This is a genomic window from Aquimarina algiphila, assembly GCF_947494415.1.
Lineage (GTDB): Bacteria > Bacteroidota > Bacteroidia > Flavobacteriales > Flavobacteriaceae > Aquimarina > Aquimarina algiphila.
Map to the genome: position 1 here is coordinate 743,843 of NZ_CANLVC010000008.1, position 22,981 is coordinate 766,823.

The 22,981-nt window shown below is 29.5% G+C and carries 32 protein-coding genes; 30 read left to right on the top strand and 2 right to left on the bottom strand.

Translation table 11 applies throughout. From position 1 onward, the window contains the following. Positions 1 to 63: 63 nt before the first annotated feature. From PQF96_RS21000 to PQF96_RS21045, 10 genes are all read left to right on the top strand, one after another. Positions 64 to 552 carry a nuclear transport factor 2 family protein gene (locus PQF96_RS21000; RefSeq protein ID WP_200825098.1) on the top strand — a complete coding sequence of 163 codons (489 nt, stop codon included), beginning with the start codon at positions 64 to 66 and terminating at the stop codon, positions 550 to 552. Positions 553 to 628: 76 nt separating this feature from the next. Then, positions 629 to 1,192 (top strand): hypothetical protein, encoded by a 564-nt coding sequence (locus tag PQF96_RS21005; protein WP_271768111.1) that lies wholly within the window; start codon positions 629 to 631, stop codon positions 1,190 to 1,192. Positions 1,193 to 1,373: 181 nt separating this feature from the next. Then, positions 1,374 to 1,745, top strand: coding sequence for a DUF1428 domain-containing protein (locus PQF96_RS21010; protein ID WP_271768112.1), 372 nt, complete (start codon positions 1,374 to 1,376; stop codon positions 1,743 to 1,745). 107 nt (positions 1,746 to 1,852) lie between these two features. Continuing rightward, positions 1,853 to 2,377, top strand: a complete 525-nt coding sequence (locus PQF96_RS21015) for a DUF4269 domain-containing protein (protein WP_271768113.1) — start codon at positions 1,853 to 1,855, stop codon at positions 2,375 to 2,377. 141 nt (positions 2,378 to 2,518) lie between these two features. Then, positions 2,519 to 3,016, top strand: a complete 498-nt coding sequence (locus PQF96_RS21020) for a DinB family protein (protein WP_271768114.1) — start codon at positions 2,519 to 2,521, stop codon at positions 3,014 to 3,016. 98 nt (positions 3,017 to 3,114) lie between these two features. Next, positions 3,115 to 3,774 carry an alpha/beta hydrolase gene (locus PQF96_RS21025; protein WP_109435343.1) on the top strand — a complete coding sequence of 220 codons (660 nt, stop codon included), beginning with the start codon at positions 3,115 to 3,117 and terminating at the stop codon, positions 3,772 to 3,774. A gap of 174 nt (positions 3,775 to 3,948) precedes the next feature. Beyond that, positions 3,949 to 4,548 (top strand): DUF6624 domain-containing protein, encoded by a 600-nt coding sequence (locus PQF96_RS21030; protein ID WP_271768115.1) that lies wholly within the window; start codon positions 3,949 to 3,951, stop codon positions 4,546 to 4,548. A gap of 181 nt (positions 4,549 to 4,729) precedes the next feature. After that, positions 4,730 to 5,344: a hypothetical protein gene (locus PQF96_RS21035; RefSeq protein ID WP_271768116.1), complete on the top strand. Its 615-nt coding sequence runs from the start codon at positions 4,730 to 4,732 to the stop codon at positions 5,342 to 5,344. A 133-nt stretch (positions 5,345 to 5,477) separates the two neighbouring features. Then, a complete protein-coding gene (locus PQF96_RS21040; protein WP_271768117.1) occupies positions 5,478 to 6,368 on the top strand; it encodes an alpha/beta hydrolase in 891 nt (296 codons plus the stop codon). 111 nt (positions 6,369 to 6,479) lie between these two features. After that, positions 6,480 to 6,965, top strand: a complete 486-nt coding sequence (locus PQF96_RS21045; RefSeq protein WP_271768118.1) for a GNAT family N-acetyltransferase — start codon at positions 6,480 to 6,482, stop codon at positions 6,963 to 6,965. A gap of 40 nt (positions 6,966 to 7,005) precedes the next feature. Here PQF96_RS21045 and PQF96_RS21050 read toward each other — a convergent pair whose 3' ends face one another. After that, a complete protein-coding gene (locus PQF96_RS21050; RefSeq protein WP_271768119.1) occupies positions 7,006 to 7,683 on the bottom strand; it encodes a class I SAM-dependent methyltransferase in 678 nt (225 codons plus the stop codon). Positions 7,684 to 7,916: 233 nt separating this feature from the next. Between PQF96_RS21050 and PQF96_RS21055 the strand changes: the two genes are divergently transcribed. The 7 genes from PQF96_RS21055 to PQF96_RS21085 all read left to right on the top strand — a co-directional run bounded on the left by PQF96_RS21055 (position 7,917) and on the right by PQF96_RS21085 (position 12,202). Continuing rightward, complete coding sequence (locus PQF96_RS21055) at positions 7,917 to 8,297, top strand: nuclear transport factor 2-like protein (protein WP_271768120.1); 381 nt, start codon at positions 7,917 to 7,919, stop codon at positions 8,295 to 8,297. Positions 8,298 to 8,479: 182 nt separating this feature from the next. Then, positions 8,480 to 9,271 (top strand): DJ-1/PfpI family protein, encoded by a 792-nt coding sequence (locus PQF96_RS21060; protein WP_271768121.1) that lies wholly within the window; start codon positions 8,480 to 8,482, stop codon positions 9,269 to 9,271. A gap of 143 nt (positions 9,272 to 9,414) precedes the next feature. Continuing rightward, positions 9,415 to 10,053: a hypothetical protein gene (locus tag PQF96_RS21065; RefSeq protein ID WP_109435335.1), complete on the top strand. Its 639-nt coding sequence runs from the start codon at positions 9,415 to 9,417 to the stop codon at positions 10,051 to 10,053. Between the two features lie 140 nt (positions 10,054 to 10,193). Further along, entirely contained in the window at positions 10,194 to 10,757 is a 564-nt protein-coding gene (locus PQF96_RS21070) for a Crp/Fnr family transcriptional regulator (RefSeq protein WP_109435334.1), read from the top strand. A 120-nt stretch (positions 10,758 to 10,877) separates the two neighbouring features. Further along, positions 10,878 to 11,072, top strand: coding sequence for a tautomerase family protein (locus tag PQF96_RS21075; RefSeq protein WP_143916612.1), 195 nt, complete (start codon positions 10,878 to 10,880; stop codon positions 11,070 to 11,072). Between the two features lie 5 nt (positions 11,073 to 11,077). Beyond that, complete coding sequence (locus tag PQF96_RS21080) at positions 11,078 to 11,821, top strand: SDR family NAD(P)-dependent oxidoreductase (protein WP_109435332.1); 744 nt, start codon at positions 11,078 to 11,080, stop codon at positions 11,819 to 11,821. Between the two features lie 12 nt (positions 11,822 to 11,833). After that, positions 11,834 to 12,202, top strand: coding sequence for a nuclear transport factor 2 family protein (locus PQF96_RS21085; protein WP_271768122.1), 369 nt, complete (start codon positions 11,834 to 11,836; stop codon positions 12,200 to 12,202). A 67-nt stretch (positions 12,203 to 12,269) separates the two neighbouring features. On the opposite strand, the gene PQF96_RS21090 is transcribed toward PQF96_RS21085, so the two are convergent. Then, positions 12,270 to 13,145, bottom strand: coding sequence for a haloalkane dehalogenase (locus PQF96_RS21090; protein WP_271768123.1), 876 nt, complete (start codon positions 13,143 to 13,145; stop codon positions 12,270 to 12,272). 115 nt (positions 13,146 to 13,260) lie between these two features. Here PQF96_RS21090 and PQF96_RS21095 point away from each other — a divergent pair, with 115 nt between their 5' ends. The 13 genes from PQF96_RS21095 to PQF96_RS21155 all read left to right on the top strand — a co-directional run bounded on the left by PQF96_RS21095 (position 13,261) and on the right by PQF96_RS21155 (position 22,953). Continuing rightward, positions 13,261 to 14,127 (top strand): LysR family transcriptional regulator, encoded by an 867-nt coding sequence (locus PQF96_RS21095; protein ID WP_271768124.1) that lies wholly within the window; start codon positions 13,261 to 13,263, stop codon positions 14,125 to 14,127. A gap of 116 nt (positions 14,128 to 14,243) precedes the next feature. After that, the gene (locus tag PQF96_RS21100) at positions 14,244 to 14,918 is read left to right on the top strand and encodes an SIMPL domain-containing protein (protein WP_271768125.1); all 675 of its coding nucleotides are present in this window, start codon (positions 14,244 to 14,246) and stop codon (positions 14,916 to 14,918) included. A 30-nt stretch (positions 14,919 to 14,948) separates the two neighbouring features. Next, positions 14,949 to 15,443 carry a YfbM family protein gene (locus tag PQF96_RS21105; RefSeq protein ID WP_271768126.1) on the top strand — a complete coding sequence of 165 codons (495 nt, stop codon included), beginning with the start codon at positions 14,949 to 14,951 and terminating at the stop codon, positions 15,441 to 15,443. Positions 15,444 to 15,506: 63 nt separating this feature from the next. Continuing rightward, positions 15,507 to 15,938, top strand: coding sequence for a hypothetical protein (locus tag PQF96_RS21110; protein ID WP_109435326.1), 432 nt, complete (start codon positions 15,507 to 15,509; stop codon positions 15,936 to 15,938). A gap of 36 nt (positions 15,939 to 15,974) precedes the next feature. Next, a complete protein-coding gene (locus PQF96_RS21115; RefSeq protein WP_271768129.1) occupies positions 15,975 to 16,814 on the top strand; it encodes a helix-turn-helix domain-containing protein in 840 nt (279 codons plus the stop codon). 88 nt (positions 16,815 to 16,902) lie between these two features. Then, positions 16,903 to 17,460, top strand: a complete 558-nt coding sequence (locus PQF96_RS21120; protein WP_271768131.1) for a YbhB/YbcL family Raf kinase inhibitor-like protein — start codon at positions 16,903 to 16,905, stop codon at positions 17,458 to 17,460. A gap of 150 nt (positions 17,461 to 17,610) precedes the next feature. Continuing rightward, positions 17,611 to 18,519 carry a helix-turn-helix domain-containing protein gene (locus tag PQF96_RS21125; RefSeq protein ID WP_271768132.1) on the top strand — a complete coding sequence of 303 codons (909 nt, stop codon included), beginning with the start codon at positions 17,611 to 17,613 and terminating at the stop codon, positions 18,517 to 18,519. Positions 18,520 to 18,609: 90 nt separating this feature from the next. Next, positions 18,610 to 19,374, top strand: a complete 765-nt coding sequence (locus PQF96_RS21130; RefSeq protein WP_271768134.1) for an SDR family oxidoreductase — start codon at positions 18,610 to 18,612, stop codon at positions 19,372 to 19,374. Positions 19,375 to 19,518: 144 nt separating this feature from the next. After that, a complete protein-coding gene (locus PQF96_RS21135; protein WP_271768135.1) occupies positions 19,519 to 19,839 on the top strand; it encodes a DUF4345 domain-containing protein in 321 nt (106 codons plus the stop codon). Positions 19,840 to 19,999: 160 nt separating this feature from the next. Then, positions 20,000 to 20,761 carry a hypothetical protein gene (locus tag PQF96_RS21140; protein WP_271768136.1) on the top strand — a complete coding sequence of 254 codons (762 nt, stop codon included), beginning with the start codon at positions 20,000 to 20,002 and terminating at the stop codon, positions 20,759 to 20,761. Between the two features lie 90 nt (positions 20,762 to 20,851). Further along, positions 20,852 to 21,319, top strand: coding sequence for a GNAT family N-acetyltransferase (locus PQF96_RS21145; RefSeq protein WP_109435320.1), 468 nt, complete (start codon positions 20,852 to 20,854; stop codon positions 21,317 to 21,319). A 25-nt stretch (positions 21,320 to 21,344) separates the two neighbouring features. Beyond that, positions 21,345 to 22,067 (top strand): DNA alkylation repair protein, encoded by a 723-nt coding sequence (locus PQF96_RS21150; RefSeq protein WP_143916623.1) that lies wholly within the window; start codon positions 21,345 to 21,347, stop codon positions 22,065 to 22,067. Continuing rightward, positions 22,051 to 22,953, top strand: a complete 903-nt coding sequence (locus PQF96_RS21155) for an SPL family radical SAM protein (RefSeq protein WP_109435318.1) — start codon at positions 22,051 to 22,053, stop codon at positions 22,951 to 22,953. The genes PQF96_RS21150 and PQF96_RS21155 overlap by 17 nt, the downstream gene beginning before the upstream one ends. Positions 22,954 to 22,981: the final 28 nt, after the last annotated feature.

The window sequence follows — 22,981 nt, forward strand, 5'->3', positions numbered from 1 at the left end:
TTACACGACTACGACACATATATTAAACATTACCTGTACGCCATAAACCATTAATAAAGTTAAATGAAACAAGCAATTATATTATTTACATACTTAATTATTTCAATCTCATTTTTATCATGTAAATCAGAATCAGAGAAAAAAGATAATCAAATAAGGCAATATACTCCAGCAAACAAGAATTTATTCAATGAAATATTAGCTATGGATAAAGAGTTTTTTGACGCCTACAATACTTGTGATTTAAAAAAGCAAGCAGACATTTATAGTGATGATATAGAATTCTTTCATGACAAAGGTGGATTAATGACCTCAAAACAAGATATTATTGATGGAACCAAACGTAATATTTGTGGAAAAGTAACAAGAACACTATTAAAAGAAAGTGTTGAGGTATATCCGATTCACGATTATGGAGCAGTACAAATAGGTTTTCATAAATATTACAACAATCAAGAGCCGGATGCTGAATCAATACCTATGAAGTTTATATTAATCTGGAATAATCAAAATGGAAAATGGAAAATTAAGAAAGTAGTAAGTCTTCATTAAGAAAACTAATTTTAAAAAAAACAGTGGGTAACAATGTATCAAAACACATAAGGTTTTTATACTTAATCTAAAATATATGAATAGAATTATAATCCTATTATCGTTTTTGACAATTGCATTTATATCCTGTAAAACTTCTAAGGAAGAAATTGATCAACTTGAAATTGCAAGGCAATACTTTAAGGTTCTTGACAATTCTGATTATACTGGAATAAAGATTTGGTTTGCGGATAGTTTAATTACAAAAGAAGGAGAATATAAACAGGTTTATTCTCAAAACGAATACCTGGAGTTTCTAAAATGGGATTCTGTTTTTGATCCTAACTATGAAATACTAGAAATAGAGCAACAAGACGGAATTATTAAAGCAAAGATTTCAAAAATGGATAAAAGAATCTTTTTCCTTCATGAAGAACCATTTATAACTAATCAAAGTATAAGGTTTCAAAAAAATAAAATAGTTACTGTAGAAATAGATTACGTGAATTTTAATGAAAAAACTTGGGAGAAAAACAAAACTAAACTCTTAACCTGGATTGACGAAAATCATCCTGAATTAAATGGATTCATATACGACCAAACAGAAACTGGGGGAATAAAGTTCTTAAAAGCAATTGAACTGTACAAAAACAGAAAATAACGTCCTAAATTACCAGGTGTTATGTCATAGCGATTAAGGAATAGCTAGATGTTTTTTGTATATTTAATATGATATTATGCTTGCAAAATAAAAGCTAGTGAGTAGAAAAATCTACTAATCTTACAAGAGATCGTTGATTAACAACAAAAAATAGATTCTAAATAAAAACGATTAAGAAAACATGACAAATTATATCGACGGATTCGCCCTTCCCATTCCGCAAAATCATCTGGACGAATACAAACATGTTGCCGAAACTGTTGCAAAGATTTGGAAAGAACATGGTGCACTAGCATATTTTGAGTATGTTGGTGAGGATTTAATGTTTGAAGGGACACGTACTTTCCCAGAACTCTTAGATGCAAAAGAAGATGAAGTTATTGTATTTGGATGGGTCGTATTTGATTCAAAAGCAACACGTGACTTAGCAAATCAAAAGGTCGCTAAAGACCCGAGAATGAATAACTTAATTGCCCCATTAACAGATCCTTCAAAAATGATCTTTGATGCCAAACGAATGGTATATGGTGGATTTCAACCTCTCGTCCAATAGATTAACAAGGGGGCTTGATCAGTTATTGACAAAAAATTACAACCGATTTTCTATAACTCACCATGAACAAACTGTTATGTACATCGTCTTAAATTAACTGGTACTAAATGAATGATTTCACAAAAATTGATTATTTAAAATCTGGAAATAAACGTCAACGACAAGCCTATAAAGTGTTGAAAAAAATTAAGATTTTAGATCACCTTAGAAGTTATAACCCAATTTTAACAGGAACAATTCCAATTGATATTGATTTAACCAACAGCGACCTGGATATCATTTGTGAATGTAAAAATTATGAAGAGTTCTCTATACTTTTAACTGAATTATTTGCAAACGAAAAGGATTTTCAAATCAGAACCATAAATTGTAATAATGTGAAATCAATACTAGCAAAATTTAGAATCGAAAGTTTTGAAATCGAAATTTTTGGGCAGAATATTCCTACTCAACAACAAAACGCATATAAACATATGATGATTGAGTATAAAATTTTGAAAAAAATGGGAGCAAAATTTAAGACTGACATTAGGAAACTAAAAAAAGAAGGATTAAAAACTGAACCTGCTTTTGCTAAATTACTAGGGTTAACTGGTAATCCCTATGAAGAATTGTTAAAGGTTCTAATATAAAAACAAAGTATACAATAAGGAAAGTTTATACCCCTTAAAACAGTTCAGGATATTATTTCAAATTTTGTCACTCTTTGTCCTTTTTTGCTAACTTAGTTCACTAGCGTCATATGTCAAACACGAATATCTCATAACAACTTAATGAATACCTTAATCAACCACATAGTTGAACAACTAATTGAAGTCCAGAACGGAAAATTATGGATTGGGAGTAATTTTAATACTAAATTGAATCAAATTGATGAAAATTTGTTTTTCACAAGACCAATAAAAGGTTTGCATAGTATAGCAGAAATAATTTCTCATTTAACCTTATGGAGACAAGAAACCATATTAAAGATTCGAACCGGAAAAGGAAGTAAAACAGACGATTGTGAAGAAAATTGGCTGAATAATCAAAGATTAGAACCAATGGGTTGGCAAAATATCATATTAAAATATAACAAAACCCTAACCAAATTAATAAACCTGCTAGAATCAAAAAGTGATACGTTTCTTGAGGAAGAGTACTATGATACAGATTTTAAAGATTATTATAAATATAGCTTTGTAATCAACGGAATGTTACACCACGATTTATATCATTTAGGACAAATAGGAATAATCATCAAATATTTGAAAGAAAGTTACAACCAATGACTCATTGCATGTTGTTTACTTGTATGGGACTAAACCTTTATAAATTGAATTAAAAACAATAGAGTAAAAAAATAAACGTCATATTAATTAGAAAAAAAATGACAAAAAACATCTATTATGTTAGTGGATTAGGTGCAGATGAAAGAGTTTTTACTTTTTTAAAAATTGAAAATGCTAATGAAACTTTTATTAAATGGTTAGAACCAAATAAAAAAGAGTCACTTGACTCCTATTCAAAAAGGCTGATTGATCAAATTGATAGATCAAAACCAATTATACTTATTGGAGTTTCTTTTGGAGGAATTGTTGTACAAGAAATAGCTAAACATATACAGGTAGAAAAACTTATAATAATTTCAAGTGTCAAAAGTTTTAAAGACTATGGACTTAATCTAAAGCTAGCTAGTTTTACCAAAATATATAAGATTATACCTTCATTTATCCTCAAATGGTCTAATAAATTAACTGCCGATTATTATTTTGGTACAGAGTCAAAAGAAGAATCTAAACTATTAAGTGCAATTATTAATGATACTGATGAAAGATTCATGGTCTGGGCTATTGATAAGATTATGCAATGGAAAAACTTCTCCCAGGGAAAGTATAATATCATACATATTCAAGGTAGTAAAGACAGAATTTTTACAAATAGAAATATAGATAATACAATATGGATTAAAGGAGGTGGTCATTTTATGATCGTAAATAAAGCAAATGAAATATCTGATATTATTAATCAATCTCTAGCTAAGATGTAAAAACACGGTAAATATTAAGAAGCAAATGGCTAAAGATTCAAAAAAACTAAAGAACAATTTTATCTAAAAAAAGGAGATAAATCTAATAGAGATACCTCATTCTATTTCACTTTGATGAATGTGAATGAACAAGAATTATCATATTTAGTAATTTAAGTCAATAGGAACAATAAAATGGATTACAAAAACATTGCAAAAAGAATAATTGAATTAAAAAATGCGGACCTTGAACTTAGGGACAAGCTGATACAAACTGGACAACTCGATGAAGGATATAACAAAGAAATGGAGAAATTGCACAACAAAAATGCTGAAGCTTTAGATGAAATAATAGATGTAATCGGTTACCCTACAATTGATAAAGTAGGTAAACAAGCCAATGAAGCAACTTGGTTAATTATACAACATTCGATCGGGCAACCTTCTTTTATGAAAAAGTGTGAGAAACTATTAGAAAAGGCTGTAAATGATAATAAAGCAAATCCAAAAAATCTAGCGTATCTAACTGACCGAATAGCTGTATTTGAAGGTAAACCACAACGTTATGGAACTCAATTTGATTGGGATAAAAACAAAGAGTTAAGTCCATATAGTTTTGACGATTTGACCAAAGTAAATCAAAGAAGAAAATCAATTGGACTTAATACACTTGAAGAACAGACAGAAATTATAAGAACACAAGCTAAAAATGAAAATCAATCACCGCCAATTGATTTTGAAAAAAGGAAACAAGAAATTAAAAAATGGCAAAAAAAGGTTGGATGGACAAAATAAAAACTATCAATAACCAACCTATGTGAATTGAAAAAAGAAATAAGAGAAAATTACTGTTATGGTTTTAGAAGTAAAAATATAAAATCAATGTATAATTGTAAATACCTAGGTAACATTTTGCTCTATCATGACATATATATTAAATGTTGACATTAATTAAAAAATAGGTTAAAGTATAAAAATGAATAAACTCTGGAAGCTTTCTGAAGCTAAATCTGACAAGTTAATTTTGATTAAAAATCAAACTATTTACAAAGGGAATCTTGATCCTGAAAAAATAAACAAATTCAATTATAATATAGAAACTTCCACAAATAATGAAATTGAAAAGGAATTATTCAGTATACCCTACAAATACATAAAAAAAATAATTAACCAAAAGGGGATTAAGCATATAAAGATATTCTTTGGAAAGGACTCAGAAGAGGAGCTCAATGTGGAGGATGAAAAAATAAAAAACGAAATTTTTGATTTTTTAAAAGATGATATTAAAGGATTAAAATATAAATCTGAATTACCAACTTTTTTAAGTTATTGTAAAGCTCAAATCTTTGCCATACTAATTTTAACCGGAGTTTTTATATGGAGTATGTATTATGCAATTGAAATCGATAACGGAACCGTTTTTGAATTACGTGGAGGAGGTCGTATCGGATTAGCCGGGCTAGTTTTTATATTAGCCAATCTAGGAAAAGTGAAATTAATTATTGGATATTCTTTATTTTTAGGAATTACTCTTTTATCCCTGTTTCGAAAATTAAAATCTAGAGCAGAAAGACAGATTTTACATAGGTAAAAACTGAAGGCAATACCAAGAATTATTGTACATAAGCTATAGTATTGAAAAGTTTTAGAAGTAAAAGATTAAAAAGAGTACAGAAAAATCACTGAATGAGTAACGTTTTGCTTTGTTATTATACCTATTTATTATGAAATCTAAATTATATACGAAAAGATATTTTTTATTGGTCATACTCTCGTTGGGGTCCTTTCTTAATGTATCATGTCAAGAAACCACATATAAACCCGTTAAGTATCCAAATAATTATAAAGCCCAAATTGACGTAGTCTATACCAAAATAGAGCATTGGGAAGGTCGTATGGATATATATACTAATCCGATTTCAGAAAAACCAACTCCCATTGTTATTAATATTCATGGCGGAGGATGGAATCATGGTGTTAAAGAGTCACAAACTGGTTTTGGATATTTTTTTAAGAAAGGATTTGCTGTTGCCAATGTAGAATATCGTTTGGTAGACGTTTCTCCAGCCCCTGGAGCGATTGAAGACCTTCGATGTGCGCTAATATATTTGTATAAACATGCTAAAGCATTAAACATTGATACTAACAAGATCGTTGTAATGGGAGGTTCTACAGGAGGTCATTTGGCTCTTATGACCGGTTTATTGGGTAATAATAGAAAATTTGATACGAACTGTGAATATGATACTAAAATTAAAATAGCTGCAATTATTGATAAATACGCACCATCAGATTTAACATTAATGATAAAGGGATCTGTCAAAAGATGGCTGGGTGATGCTTATAAAAACAAAGAATTTATAGAATCTGTTTCACCATTTTATTATGTAGATAAAAATAGTCCCCCAATACTAATTATACATGGTACCAAAGATCCATATGTTCCATATCAACAGTCTGTGCTTCTTTATGAAAAATTAAAAGCAAATAACATTAAAACAGAATTAGTAACTATTGAAGGAGGAGGTCATGGAAAATTTTCAAAAGAACAAAGATTAATGTTAAATGAAAAAATATGGAGATTCTTAAACGAATTAGAATTGACAAAGGACTAAGTGTAAATTAAATTTTAGTTGATCTCATAAATACAATTAAAAGTTTACTGCTTTAATCCTGTGCTAATATCATCGTCGAAATGTTATAGATAATTTTAAATCTAAATAAAATTGAATATACGCAAAGCAACAGAGCTTGATTATAATCAAGTTTGGGGTATCTTTTCAAAGGTTATTGCAACAGGAGACACATATGTTTTCGATCCAAAAACACCTAAATCTGATTTAAAAAAATATTGGTTTGCAGATTATATGCAAACTTTTATCATTGAAGAAAATAAAACTATTCTCGGAACATACGTTATCAAACCTAATCAAATAGGTTTGGGAAATCATATTGCAAATTGTAGTTATATGGTAAGTCCTAATGCTCAAGGAAAAGGAATTGGAAAAAAACTTTGTGAACACTCTATAAAAACAGCTAAAGAAAGTGGATATAAAAGTATTCAATTTAATATTGTTGTTAGCACAAACAAAGGTGCTGTAGAATTATGGAAACGATATGGATTTAAAATAATTGGAACTACTCCAAATGGATTTAGGCACTCAAAATTAGGATTTGTTAATACTTATATTATGTATAAAGATCTTAGCTAAGAACGAAAAGAAGCACATAAATATCAATATTAAGTGAAATTTAAAAAATTTTATAAAGTGTAGTTACTATACGTCCTTTATTGTCATCTAAAATAACAGACAATAATTGTTTTTCTTCTATTACTTTAAGATTAAATGGTGGAGCCAATAAGTCTAAGCCACTTTGCTTCTTCAGTCTAATTCCTTGTCCAGAAATAATTTCTTTATTAGGCACAAAATCTCCTTTAGGTAAATGTTCTGTTACAATAGCATATTTATAATCGTTTAATTTATTTACTATTCTTTGTACTTCAGTATTGGATAAATGTTGTAGTACTTGTCTTAATAAAGCACAATCTCCAGAGGGTAAATCATCTTCTGCAAGATCTAAACAATAGAATTCTAAATTCGCATCTTTAAATCTTTCTTTATTATATTCTATCAGGTCTTCTACTATATCTACCGCAATATATTTTTTGGTATGCTTTACCAATTCTTTTCCTACATTAAAATCTCCACAACCTAAATCACATACCACAAGGTTTTTTTTGAAGGATGATAAGAATGATGTCAAAACATCAATATATGGATGTACCAATTCGGGGTGATGTGACCCTATACCCGAGTAAAAATTAGTTTTGTTATCACCCCAAAGTTTCATTTCATATACCTGTTCCATAGCATCTTTGGTTGGCCAGGGTTTCTTTATTCTTTTAGTCTCATTTTCTTTCTTCTTCATAAACACTCTATACAAGTTATAAAAGTATGATGATATGTATTCAGATGTAATTATAAAACAAACCTACAAATTATATGTAATAACAGATATTCAATTCTCTATAGCAATCTAATGTGATTTATCCTTTTTGAAGTCAGCAATCCGAATTTATTAGTATTTTAGATTATATAACTAACTGCATTGTTTTATGTACCGCACAAATTCTTACGTTAAGTTTTCAAACCTGAATAGATATGAAAGAACAGCAAAAAAATATGATTGAAAACTATGTTACATCATATAATGAGTTTGACATAGATGGAATGTTGAAAAATTTAGACAGAAAAATTGTTTTTGAGAATATGTCTAATGGAAAAGTGGATTTTAGAACTGAAGGAATACTTGAGTTTAAAAATCAAGCAGAATCGGCAAAACATTATTTTAAACAGCGTAAACAAATCATTCAGTCTTGGAAATTTGATAAACAAAATGTTACTATTGAAATTGACTATAAAGGAATTTTGGCTATAGATCTACCCAATGGATTAAAAACAGGAGAAATTTTAGAGGTGAAAGGCAAATCAGAATTTAAGTTCGAAAATGGAAAAATTAAAAGTATTACAGATAAAAGTTAAATACAAAACACAATAAAACGTATTATTAATTATAACAACGTTTTCATACTACAACAAGCTAAGTACAGTATCAAAAACTAACTGATATTAAGTATCTTTATCCCTGATAAATATTCTCTTATTTCCATTATTAATTCAATACAAATAGTTAAAATCGTATACAAAACATAGTTTTACTCTAAATGCAACACACAACACTTATACTCTATTCCATCATCTTTATTGTAAATCTAATTACTCTAAATGGTTTCACCCAAGAGATGAATCATAATGCATTGATGGACTCAATTACAAGATCAACAAAAAATGAAACAGAAACCCAGAAAATTGCAGTATTGATATATCAGGATGTAGTCTTACAAGATTTTGCCGGACCGATTGAGGTGTTTTCCAAAGCAAAAAAATTGACCAAAGGAAAATATGAAATATTTACAATTGCATTAGATACATCGATAATTCGAACAGAAAATAATACCATTAGATTAAAACCAGATTATAGTATTAAAGACATGCCAGATGCTAATTACCTAATAATTCCAGGAGCTAGTATGCCTGTTATTAATACTTTAGTCCAAAATAATACATTTACTAATTTTATAGCAGATTGGAATGCTAAAGAAAAGACAAAAACGGTCTCCATATGCACTGGTTCTTATTTATTAGCAAATACAAACGCCTTAGATCATAAAAAAGCTACTACTCATTATTTTGTAGCAGATGATTTTTCTAAACAATATCCGAAAATAAAGTTGATCAAAGATGTACGATTTGTAGATGAAGGCAAGTTGATTACTTCTTCTGGAATTACCTCAGGAATAGATGCAGCTTTACATATTGTTGGTAAGCATAGTGGAGAAAAGATAAAACAAATGATTTCAAGAGCTTTGCAATATAAATTTCACGAAAAAGAAGATTGGCCAATAGCACCAAATGGTATGAAATATAGAAGAAAAACCAAAAGCATGAATCATTAATAATCGATTAGAAAATCTATGATGGGATTGAATAACCGAAGGTTGTCCTGTTTTCATTATGATTTAACAAAATTATCCATGGTAGGGTAACATTTTTCTAAGTTGAGATACATACTTATAACGTTAGTATTAATAAAACACACATGAGACAAATTATTTACTTAATTATTGCGATAACGACTCTAAGTTGTACAAATCAAGAAAAGAAATTACCAGACAACTTTGATTTTGGAAAAACCGAAAATGGTTCATATAAAAATGAATATTTTGATATGGAAATCTCATTTGACCCCAATTGGATTGTTCAAGACAAACAACAGATGAACAATATTATAGAAATGGGTAGTGAATTAACTACAGGAGAGGACAAAAACTTAAAAGCAATCGTTAAAGCATCACAGGTAAATACAGCCTACCTCCTAGCCGTTTTTAAACATGAAGTTGGTTCGGCAGTCGAATTTAACCCTTCATTCATGGTTGTTGCAGAAAATATCAATAATTTCCCTGGGATTAAAAACGGAAGTGATTATCTATTTCACGCAAAGAAGTTATTGGAACAATCTCAAATGTCATATTATTTTGAAAAAGAAGTGTATGAAAAAACAATCGGGAAATCTACTTTTTACATTATGGAAGCTAAGCTTGACCATATGAATAAAACAGTAATTCAACATTATATTTCTACAGTAACAAAAGGATTTAGTCTTTCGTTTATTGTTTCTTTCGCAACTGATAATGGAAAAAATGAGTTATATGAAATCATTGAAAAAATTAAAATATAAAGTGAATACCATTGTATGTAGTAAAAAATCATTCTATGGTTTGGAAGAATGTATTGCTGTTCACAAAATTTGTTAAACCTAAAAACTTATCGTCTTCTATTACCCTACTTACTACGTACTAACTGCTATCAACAATTAAAATGACACATCCTCTTAGAAAACATATCGAAGAAATCATTAGCCTTACCGATGAAGAGTTTGATTTTGTTTTAAGTCATTTTGAGCAAATCAAAAAGCGTAAACATCAATATATTATTCAAGAAGGAGAGTTCGTTAATAAAGAATATTGGATTATTAATGGTTGTCTGAAAAGCTATTTCGTTGATGATAATGGAAAAGAACACATTATCCAATTTGGCATGGAAAATTGGTGGATTACGGATTATGAATCTTTTGTAAAACAAGTCGCATCTAAAACCTCTATCGATTGTATTGAAGATAGTGAACTTTTATATATCACATATGAAAATAGGGAACGATTAACTGCAGAAATGCATAAGATGGAACGTTTTTGGGCCAAAAAAAGTAAAATTGGTCGAATTGGACTTCAGAATAGAATTTTATCACTTTTACAAAATTCTGCAAAAGAAAGATATAACTTACTTCTAGAACAATACCCTACCCTTTTACAGCGTGTTCCTAAAAAAATGATCGCAGCCTATTTAGGAGTTTCCAGAGAGACACTTAGTAGGTTAAACTCATAATTTTCTTTTCTTTTCACCTTCAAAATGTGATCTACATCACTTTAAAGAAGTGACATACCTCCTGTGTACTATTCTCATTACCTAGCACCTTTGTATGACTATTAATTTAATAAAAAAATTATGCCATACATTAATATTAAAGTTACTGATGAACAAGTAACATTAGAACAAAAACGTCAATTAATAGCTGGAGTTACTCAGCTACTGGTCGATGTACTCAACAAAGATCCCAAAACCACTCATGTAGTTATTGACGAAGTACCCATCCAAAATTGGGGAGTTAATGGAAATCAATATTTAGGAACCAAAAAATAAAGAAAATGAAAAATAAAACAGTAATTATAACAGGAGCATCCACCGGAATAGGTAAAGCAATTGCAAAGCACTTTATAGAAAGAGAAAGTAACGTTATTATGAATTCTTCTAATGAAGAAAACTTAAAAGCTGCGTACAAAGAACTTGGTTCTCCTTCTAATGCAATGTATTTATTTGGTGATATCAGCAAACAAGAAACAGGTAAAAAACTCATTGCTCTGGCATTAGATAAATTTAACGCTGTAGATGTGTTGATTAATAATGCGGGAGTATTTTCTCCAAAACCTTTTTTAGATGTTGAAGAAAAAGATTTAGACCTTTATTGGAATGTAAACCTAAAAGGAACTTATTTCACCTCACAAGCTGCTATTGCAGCAATGTTAAAGCAAAAAAGTGGTTCGATTATAAATATTGGAACTGTTTTGGTAGAACATGCTATAGATGGATTTCCTGCTACAGCACCATTAACAAGCAAAGGCGCAATACATTCTTTAACAAGGCAATTAGCCGCTGAATTTGGGAAAAAAAATATAAAGATAAACACAATCGCTCCAGGAATAATCAGAAGTCCCTTGCAAGGAAAAATCGGAATTGAAGATGCTGACAGTTTAGCTGGATTACATTTACTAAATAGAATCGGAGAAGCCAATGAAATTGCCGAAGCAGCTTACTATTTAGCTACTTCAAATTTTGTAACAGGAGAAACAATTAATGTAGCAGGAGGACATACCGTTGGCCACGCTATCTAAAAAAAACAAACGATGTATAAAGAAAATATAAAACAAGTCGAAACTCTAATCGATAATTACTTTCAAGGCATTTTTAACGGAGATGTAACCAAGCTTGAATCTTGTTTCCACAAAAATGTAAATATATATGGAGATATCAATGGTGCTGATTATCTAAAAAGTATAAGCGAATATCTTGAAGGTGTAAAAAATAGAAAAAGTCCTAAAGATTTAAATGAAAGTTTAAAGATGAAAATCATAGGAATTGACATTATTGGTAAAATTGCCATAGTAAAACTACACGTTCCTATGTTAGGTTATAATTATTACGACTATTTATCTTTGACCAAAATCAATAATGATTGGAAAATTGTAAATAAACTATTTACTCATGTAGAATAAATAAGAAATTATCAATATTTATAAAAATTATAGCGGTTTGGATATTAGTTCAAACCGCTATTTTATCTTAGCTTTCAAGCTTTAACATGAACTCTTTGATCTTTTCACCTATCAAATCAGGATTATCCTCCTGAATAAAATGAACTCCCTTACCAATATTCACAGACTCTAAATTTGGTATATTTTCAATAATCCAATTACGAACAGGCTCTGGCATAAATGCTCCTGGCTCTGCATAAAAAAAGAGTTTAGGAATTGAAGATTGTTGTAATTTTTCTCTATAATGTTGTACGATCGAAGCTGTCAATTCAGGTTTTCCGTTTAAGGGGACTTGGGATACGAACTTCCAAATTGGTTTTCTGCTTTCTACAGTCTTAAATGGAGCTTTGTAAGCCTCCAACTCCTCTTCTGTCAAAACCCTGGATACCCAGGTAGGTAAAACTTCATTTAAGAATAGGTTATCTTCTGCAATCATTTTCCATCCTTTTGGACCTCTTAATGTATTGAAAAACTCAATATTCTCTTTTGGAAAAAATGTTCCTATATCTTGGATTATCCCCTCCATAAAAACAATAGCTTTTACATTTTCAGGATGGTTAGCAAAGTAATTAAAACCAAGTCCAGAGCCCCAATCGTGTAGTACCAAAGTAATATCCTTTAGATTCAATATAGAAATAAGCTTTTCTATATAAGTATATTGCTCCATATACGTATAATCAATAGCTGGTTTATCAGATTTTCCCATGCCGATTAGATCTGGCACAATAATATGATATCCTGTTCCTTCTACATATGGAGTGATGTTTCTCCATAAAAAACTATTAGAAGGGTTGCCGTGTAGAAAAAGTATTGGACTTCCCTTTTCTTTTCCATATTCGAGTACGTGCATCTTGCTGCCATATACTTCATAATAACTCGATCTTGTTTGACTTTGTTGTACCATTATTTGGGTGTTATAGATTATCACTCAAAGGTATAATTCTTGATTATATGAAGAAAATGAATTAATTTCATCATTTCCATAAATTTACTGCATAATGGGTATTTCTTTAAGAAATTTGAAACTAGTTAACGTGATTGTAAAAGAAGGTTCTGTGACCAAGGCTTCAGAGAAATTATTCCTTTCCCAACCTGCACTAAGTCACCAGTTAAAAAAACTAGAAGAAGAAATTGGTTTAAAAGTATTTAATCGCCTGAATAAAAAGTTAATACTCACAGAGACCGGACAAGTAATATTCAAAACCTCAGAGAAGCTATTAGCATCTATCGATCTACTTAACTCTGAACTGGATGAAATCAAAAAAGGTAAAAAGAAAAAAATCCGTTTGACTACAGAATGTTATACCTGCTACCATTGGCTTCCAAAAGTCGTTCAGGAATTTAGAAAGGATAACCCCGAAATCAATGTTCAGATCAATATTGAAGCTACAAAAGAACCTCTTCAATATCTCATAGAAGGTAAGATTGATATGGCAATTGTAAGCAATACAGCAAATAATCCATCTGTCCATTTTGAACCATTGATTACTGATGAAATGGTTGTAATTCTTTCAAAAGAGAATGATTTGGGTGATTCTGAACATCTTGAATTATCCGATCTTAAAAATCAAAATTTAATTCTCTATGATATTCCCGAAGAGAAAAATTATGTTTTGACCAACATTCTACAAAATAATATCAGTTTGGTAAATTCTATTCAAAAAGTTCAACTAACCGAAGCCATCATAGAATTGGTAAGTGCTAATTTGGGTATTTCAGTTATGGCAAAATGGGCAGTTACTCCATTTTTACAGAATAAGCAGTTAAAAATAATTCCTTTTGAAGCAAATCAAGGGCAAAGAGATTGGTTTATTGCAAGTCTCAATAAAATTTCAGAAACAGAGAGTTTGTTTATCGAGCAAATCAAAAGAGATTTTAAACAATAAAAGTATTCATAAACCGAAAAGAAAAAATTATAAAATCGGTTTAGAGTTGTAGATGGATAGGTAACATTTTGCCATGTCATGACACATATTTATAACATGTCTGTAATATTTGAAATATGAAAAATATATTTTATACTCTTTTTTTAATTACTTCTCTTGGATATTCTCAATCAGGATTTATAGAAGTTGAAATCCGCGATTCGATTAAAATTAAGCCTTTAAGTTTTGAATACAATGTAACTATTGATGATTCAAGATTTCTTAGGCTTTCGCAAGATGGAGAAAAGAATGAAAAAGAAGCAAGAGCAAAAATGAATCAAAAGTTTAATGAACTTGGAGTCTTTTTAAAAAGCAAAAGTTATCAATTTAGAATATTACACAATGAAAATTATGAAATACATAGCTATATTGGATTTATGAAATCTGGATATGCCGTTAAAATCAATAATATTATAGATTTGAATACATTGACTGCAGAATTAAAGACAATGGATTACATTATAGCTTCAATTGGTGAAATGGAATACGAAGAAGAGTTAAAGTCTGAAAAACGTTTATTTAAGAAGTTGATAAACAAAACTAAGGAAAAAGCAGAAACAATAGCAGAATTATCCGGTTTGAAACTAGGGAGAATAATTGAATTTAAAGAGGTGCCAGAAATTGATAATATCACTTTTAACATAATGGACATTTACACTACTAGTCAAGAACGCAAAGAATTTGGTATGGAAAAAGGAAACCTATTCGGGGAAAAGTGGAAAGCTATAATAGTCAAATTTGCAACTAAATAATTTAACAATTAAAAAACATCAAACATGGGAATGATTGGAAATATCGTAAGAGTTAGTCAAAATGAATTAAATACATTTCTTGAAAACTCTGAGTTATTTGAAAACAAAATATATAGCGAGGAGAATTATGATGCAGAATGGAATCTTGATTTAGATAAATCCTGGGAAGGAATACAATATTTACTAACAGGAAAAGGAATGGCAGAATTAGAAGAACCAAATATCTTAACAAGAGCATTTTTTAGTTTTCAAATTTTGGATGAAGAACAAGATTTAGGTTATGGACCCGCTCAATATTTGACTTCTGAACAAGTAACAGAAACGAATTCTGAACTTCAAAAACTTGACATCGATAAACTTAAAAATAAGGTGAGTGGGACTGATATGATTGAAAAAGGAATTTATCCAGAAATTTGGACTGAAAGTGAAGCAATAGAATTCTTATTTGATAATTTTAAAGATTTTTTAGATTTTTATAAAAAAGCATCAGAAAATAACGAAGCTATTTTGTCATTTATCAATTAAATTACTCCATAACCAGGACCATGCTACAGCACTGAAGAAACAGTGTTGAAATATTATGATATCATGAAAAAATCCATAACATTTCTAATACTCATCTCTTCTTTTTTAGGATTAAATGCCCAAAATGAATATGATATTTTAATCAATCAAACATTCATTTCAAATATTGGATCTGTTTGTGAAGAAACTCCAGAACCTGATCCATGTGCTGGTCTAGAAGTCTATTTAATTCTAAAATTCACTAAAGAAAACATTTCAATAGTAGAAAAAGAAATCTCAAGCTGTGGCTCCGAATATATTACCTCTAAGCTTGATTATCATTGGGAGTTAATTCAAAATTCTGAAATTAAGGTACATAGTATCCCTAAAGAAATAGAATACAAATTCTTAAAAGATCTAGTCTTAAAAATTGAAGATGGAAAAATCATTGGATATAAAAAATTATGGAACAAAAAAACCAGCAGAATCGAATTTAAGAACACAAAATTGTTATGAAATAGATTTTATTTCTAATAAGAAGAGAATTGAAAAATGGAAATAATTAATTTACCCGATGACTTAAGGCTACAAGGTTCCTCAACCTTTAAAGTATTTGATTATCAAACTTCCAAAGAATGTTTCAAACAAATGGTATCTCTACAACAGAATACATTTAGTTTTTTGATCGAGGGAAGTAAAGAGGTCTTTTCGGATACGACATCAATTTCAATAGAAAAATCAAACTTCTTATTAATGAAGATGGGGCACTGCTTAATGACAGAAAAACTTCCTAACGCTATAGACAATTATAGAAGTATTCTATTTTTCTTTTCAGATGAATCCCTTTTTGAATGTATCCAAAAGTACAAAATAGAAAACACTGGTAACTATAATCAAGAATCTATTTATTCCTTTCAATATGATGATTTTTTAAAAACGTTTGTAAAAGGGCTCATTGACATTAGTAAACTTAATATTCAAATTCAGGCGAAACTGCTTAAAATAAAATTTGAGGAATTAATATTATATTTAATTCATATCAAAGGTCCTGATTTTGTTTTTTCATTAATTTCTGATGTTGATAGTCAACTACAACACTTTATTGAAATCGTAGAAACTAATAAATTAAATAAACTCACCATAAAAGAACTTTCATTTTTATCAAATATGAGTGTATCCACATTCAAAAGAGAATTTGAAAAACATTTTCATAGTTCACCAAGTAAATGGTTTCAAGATAAAAGACTAGAGTATTCTGCTTTTCTCTTAAAAAACAAATCAAAACGACCATCTGATATATTCGAAGAAATTGGTTATGAAAGTTTATCCAATTTTATACAGGCATTTAAAGCTAAGTTTGGAATCACACCAAAACAATATCAATTAGATTGACCTTTTATCAATACTTTTTGAGCTTAATTACACACAGCATCTTTTATAGTTGTCAATAAATTTGTACTCATAATTAATTAAAAACATTATGAAAAAAACAACTATTATTTTAGGAATCATATTGATGATATCGAGTGTCATGTTTGCTCAACATACGTTTACCTTAACTAGTAAGGACTTAGGCGGGGAAGCAACTATCAACGAAGAGTTTAATGGTTTCGGTTGTACCGGAAAAAATCAATCTCCTCAATTATCTTGGAAAAATGCTCCAGAAGGGACAAAAAGTTTTGCTATAACAATGTACGATCCAGATGCTCCTACAGGAAGTGGATGGTGGCATTGGATTGTATTTGATATTCCATCTAATAAAAACGAATTGGTATCAAATGCAGGAAACCTTAAATTGAATTTAGCTCCAGAAGGTTCAATCCAAAGCATTACAGATTACGGAACAAATGGATATGGTGGACCTTGCCCTCCAGAAGGTCATGGTTTGCATCAATATATAATCACAGTCTATGCTTTAAAAACCAATAATCTTGGGCTAAGCAAAAGTACTAATCCAGCAGTAGTAGGATATTATCTATGGAATAATACGATAGCAAAAGCAAGTATAGTAACTTACTACAAAAGAAGTAAAGTATAACCTATTACTAACAATTATCAAATTAAACGCAAGTTCTTATTACTTGCGTTTTTTATATATTTTCTATTAAAACGTTAACTCATATAAAAAGTAAAACCAATAAAACTTTACATATTCAGATGTTATGTTTGAATTTCATAACTTTAGGATATGAATAAAACGCTTAAACTACAAGAATTCTACTCTAAAAACTTAAATTGGATTCCTGATAATTTAAAAACTGAAATCGGACATTTTAATGTGTTTCAGACAGAAGAATTTTCTGGTCCAAATCCTAAACCCATGCCCTACAGCAGGAAGGATTATTATAAAATAAGCCTGATACTTGGTAAAAGTAAAGTACATTATGCTGATAAAGTTATAGAAATCAATAAACAAGGGCTACTCTTTGCAAATCCTCAAATCCCGTACAATTGGGAACAAGTAGACAAACAACTAAAAGGATACTTTTGTGTTTTTACAGAAAGCTTTTTCAGCCAATTTGGTGACCTAAATAAATACCCTGTTTTTAAATCCGATGGTAACCCTATTTTTGACTTAACATCTGATAATATTACTGAATTTTCAAAAATATTCGAACGAATGTTTACTGAGATAAATTCTGATTATGAATTTAAATATGATGTTTTGAGAAATCTTGTCTTTGAGCTCATTCATTCTGCCATAAAATTAAAACCTACAAACCTTTCAATTAACTATCAATCCAATGCATCCGAAAGAATATCCTCTTTATTCTTAGAACTTCTGGAAAGACAGTTTCCAATAGAAAATGTAAGACAACAAATTAAACTACGAACAGCATCAGAATTTGCTAACCAATTAGGCATACATGTAAATCATCTCAATAGAGCATTAAAAGAAATTACAAATAAATCTACCACTACTATAATTGCTGACAGACTTTTGCAAGAAGCAAAAATACTTTTATCACATACTAATTGGAATATTTCGGAAATAGCAAATTGTCTTGGTTTTGAAGAGACGGCTCATTTTTCAAATTTCTTCAAGAAACATACAACATACTCACCTATTCGATTCAGGAAAGAGTTTATTATTTGATTTTTGCAAATATCTATTTGAAACAGGTAACTTTTTCCTTCATATACTCTTGACCTTTGTACTATTAAATAATTAAAAAAACAGTACAAAATGAATCAAAGTAAAATAGCATTAGTAACTGGTGGAAGTAGAGGTTTAGGAAAAGATATGGCGATAAACCTTGCAAAAAAAGGACTGAACGTTATCCTTACCTTTCATTCAAACAAAACAGAAGCAGAAAAAGTAGTTGCTGAAATTCAAAAAATAGGTCAAAAAGCATTTTCTATACAATTGGATGTGTCAGACCACTCCCAATACAAAGCTTTTTTTAATGAAAAATTAACTTCAGTATTACATAAACAATTTAATACAACCAAATTTGATTTTCTTATAAATAACTCTGGAACAGGAGTTTATGAACCTTTTCAAACCACAACCTTAGAGAATTTTAAAGATATGGTTCATATACATTTAATGGCTCCTTATTTTGTAACTCAAAGTGCTTTAACATATTTAAATGATGGTGGAGGAATCATCAATATTTCATCTGGGTTGACCCGGTTTACTCAAAATGGATTTTCGGCATATGCATCAATGAAAGGGGCAGTTGAGGTGCTTTCAAAATATCAGGCAAAAGAATTGGGAAGTAGAAAAATAAGAGTAAATATAGTTGCTCCAGGTGCTATAGAAACTGATTTTGGAGGTGGAATTGTAAGAGATAATAAAGAATTAAAAAGTTATATTTCGTCAACAACTGCATTAGGAAGAGTCGGTTTACCAACCGATATTGGTCCTGTAGTTGCCTTTTTGTGTACGGATGATTCTAACTGGATAAACGGACAAAGAATTGAAGTCTCTGGTGGAGTTAATCTGTAAAGTTTAGTACCACAGTCAAGAAAGTGCAAGCTTACTAGTTTAGCACTTTTTTAATATATTTATATGATCTGAAAATTTTACATTTATTAAATTTCATTTACAAAACCATAATAATAATAATAATAAGCTTGAAAAATAACTTATTTGGATAAAACGATTAAGAACTTGCATTTAGGTTTATCTGCTACTGTTGTTTTTGGAGCACCTTTACTTTATGGTTTCAACCCTAATAAGATTCTTCCTTTGATTTTTGAATTTAAGGTAGATAATCTAGAGCTGAAAAATATTTTCAGAGCAATTATGGGACTGTACATTGCATTTGCCATATATTGGGTTATCGGAATCAGAAAATCAGAGCATTGGAGAAATGCTACACTTACTAATATTATCTTTATGGGAGGACTAGCGTTTGGAAGGTTGAGTAAGTCTGTCTCCTTTAATTGTAATGATATGGGGAATATATAATCTAAAAAATGAAAGCTACAATGCATAATTAATTATCTATGTAACAATTATAATCTTTTTCATCTTTATGAAAACAAAAACAAACTATAATATACTGACCTGTAACAATTTGACCTAAAACAACTCTTATATTTAATAGAATCTCTAAATATATAAGAATATGAATTCTTCAATCAAAAAAATTAAATCATCATCTTATTTACACTTATTTCTTTTCATCTTCTTAATTGCCTCTTCCACTACTCTTTTTGCTCAAAAAGAAGAACTTTGGTTTGGAACTTATACTGATGACAATGGAAAAATACTTCAAGGAAGATATAACATCATCAAAAAAGGTAGAGCATTAACAAGTATCGTTCTGGCTCCATACGGAAAATCCCCTATAAAATTCACCGTAATTAAAAATGATACAATTCAAAGATTTGTCGAGATTTCGTGGCCAAATAAGCCCCATAGAGTTGCAACGCTTATTCAATATACTGATGGGTATTATGCCGGAAATTTTGAAGATGGAACAAAAATACTACCAATAGTCATTAAAGAATTTAACTTTCAAGATGCTCAATTACAAGGAAATTGGTTCAAACCGAATGAGATTGAAGTAAAAATTATTGATAACACTATTAAATTACTTGACTCTAATGATGATTGGAATAAAAATGATAATAGAATATGTAACTCTAATGATTCTTATAGTCTTTTCTGTGCACTATATAAATCATCTATGACAATTGATGGAGAATATCGGCACTTAAGACCTGCTTTAAAATTTGTTAGGGAAGCTATACAAGAAAAATATCCAAAAAAATACGATCATGTGCTTGTCGATTTCAATAACGCTAAAGAAATTACGCTAACAGAATTACATGGAGTTTTAGAATCAGCAAAAAAAAATCTGATTGCAGCAATGAAAAAAAATTAAAGTTTTAATTTATACTCACCAATAGAACTGCCAATCATAAAGTTATATTGTACACAAAATTTAGAGTAATTTAGTCATAATTAAAAACTCATGGAAATTGTATGTAAAGAATATAGCAATGAAAATATTTCTGATATCCTTCAAATGATGAAGGATTTCAATACTATAGATGGTTACCCTTTTGACGCAAAAATTAGAGAAAAAAACCTAATCGAATTTACAAACAAGCAATCATTAGGGAGATTATATCTAATTAAAAATAGATCTAATATCATCGGATACATCCTTTTAATATTTGGATTTAGCTTTGAATATGGAGGACACGATGCATTTATCGATGAATTCTACATTAAAGATGATTTTCGAAATCAAGGCATTGGTAAAATGGTATTAGAATTTATTGAAAAACAATCGCAAAACCTTAAAATTAATGCAATTCATCTGGAAGTAGAACATCATAATAAAAGTGCTAATCATTTATACTTAAAACAAGGGTTTAAAGATAATCAACGTGCACTATTAACTAAGAAAATAAAAACTAGTACTATTAATAATTAGAACCTTTAGATAATCAAAAGTAACATTGAGAGTAATAACAAAGAAATCTGAAATTAAGGAACTCCTTCAAAAATGTCTGTTAGAATATCACTCTGATGGATTAACACAATGTATTTCTAAGCTAAATACTCTAATTCTTTCAAATAAAGTTAAATTTCCATTGTTAGAATACTGCGCAGAAGAATTTTATAAAGAAGTTCCTCAAAATAAGCAGTTATCTTTTTGTGATAAAATTCAATCCTTAAAAACCGAAGGCGGAAATGTAATTTTAGGAATTATGTTACAAAAAAGATTACAGGAAAATTTTACAGAATCTATTAGTAAAGCCACTGCATACATTGCAGATGCAGACATCTGGTATGTTTGTGATATTATTGGAGAACGCGTTTTTGGGTTTGCTTTATTACATCAACCAAAATCTACAATATCTCAAATAAAAAAATTATCATCTCATGAGTCTAATTGGGTTATACGTTCCTTAGGAGCAGGCATTCATTATGCGATTAAAAAGGGATTAGATAAAAAGAATGTAAAAACCGTTTTTACATTATTATTATCAATGGCAAATACAAAAGACAAAGAAATAAGACAAGGAGTAGGCTGGGCTGCGAAAACCACTGCAAAATTTCATCCAGATATTATTAAGTTTTATAGACATGAAATTGATAACCCCAATCAAGTGGCGCATTGGTTTAGAACCAAAATTTCAATAGGCTTAAACAGAAATAATTATGCCAAGAGAAATTAAAGTAAAATCGGTTTTAAACAAAACTAAGAGACGAGATTCTTGGTTTTTAGATGACTACACACTTAATCTATATAGTAGTTGTTCTTTCAATTGTTTATATTGTTATATTAGAGGAAGTAAATACGGGACAAATCTTGAAGAAAGCTTATCGGTTAAAACAAATGCAATTGAAATATTAGACCGTCAATTATTTAATCGGGTAAAAAAAGGTCAATACGGAATTATAGTACTCTCATCAGCAACAGACCCCTATCTTAAAGTAGAGAAAGAGTATCAATTGACCAGAAGCGCTCTTAAAATAATTGCTAAGCATAAGTTTCCTGTACATATCATCACCAAATCTGATTTAATTGAAAGAGATTTTGATCTTTTACATCAAATAAACAAAACCGCTATTCTTCCCAATGATCTCACTCATCGTTTAGATCATGGCGTCATCGTCTCTTTCTCCTTCTCTACACTTGATGATAACGTATCTAAAATATTCGAAAAAGGAGCTCCCAAACCTTCTAATAGACTAATTGCTTTACATAAAACAAAAAAAGAGAACTTCCTGACAGGAGTCAGCTTAATGCCTTTGTTACCATTTATTTCAGACACCACAGCACATTTAAACACAATGTTCTCTACCTTTAAAAAAAGTAACATCGATTATATTTTACCTGCAACGATTACTTTGTTTGGTAATAACAAGGCCGATAGTAAAACTCTAGTGTTAAATGCTATAAAAAAGCATTATCCCGAATTAGAAAATCGATATATAAACTATTTCAAAAAGGGTTCTGAAATGCCCGATTATTATAAAAAAGCTTTTTCAAAAAAAATGAATGAACTTTGTAATGAGTATGGCATAAAGAATTGGATAACAAGTAATAATCGTAAATAAAGATGAGAATAACCTTAGATCTTTGTAA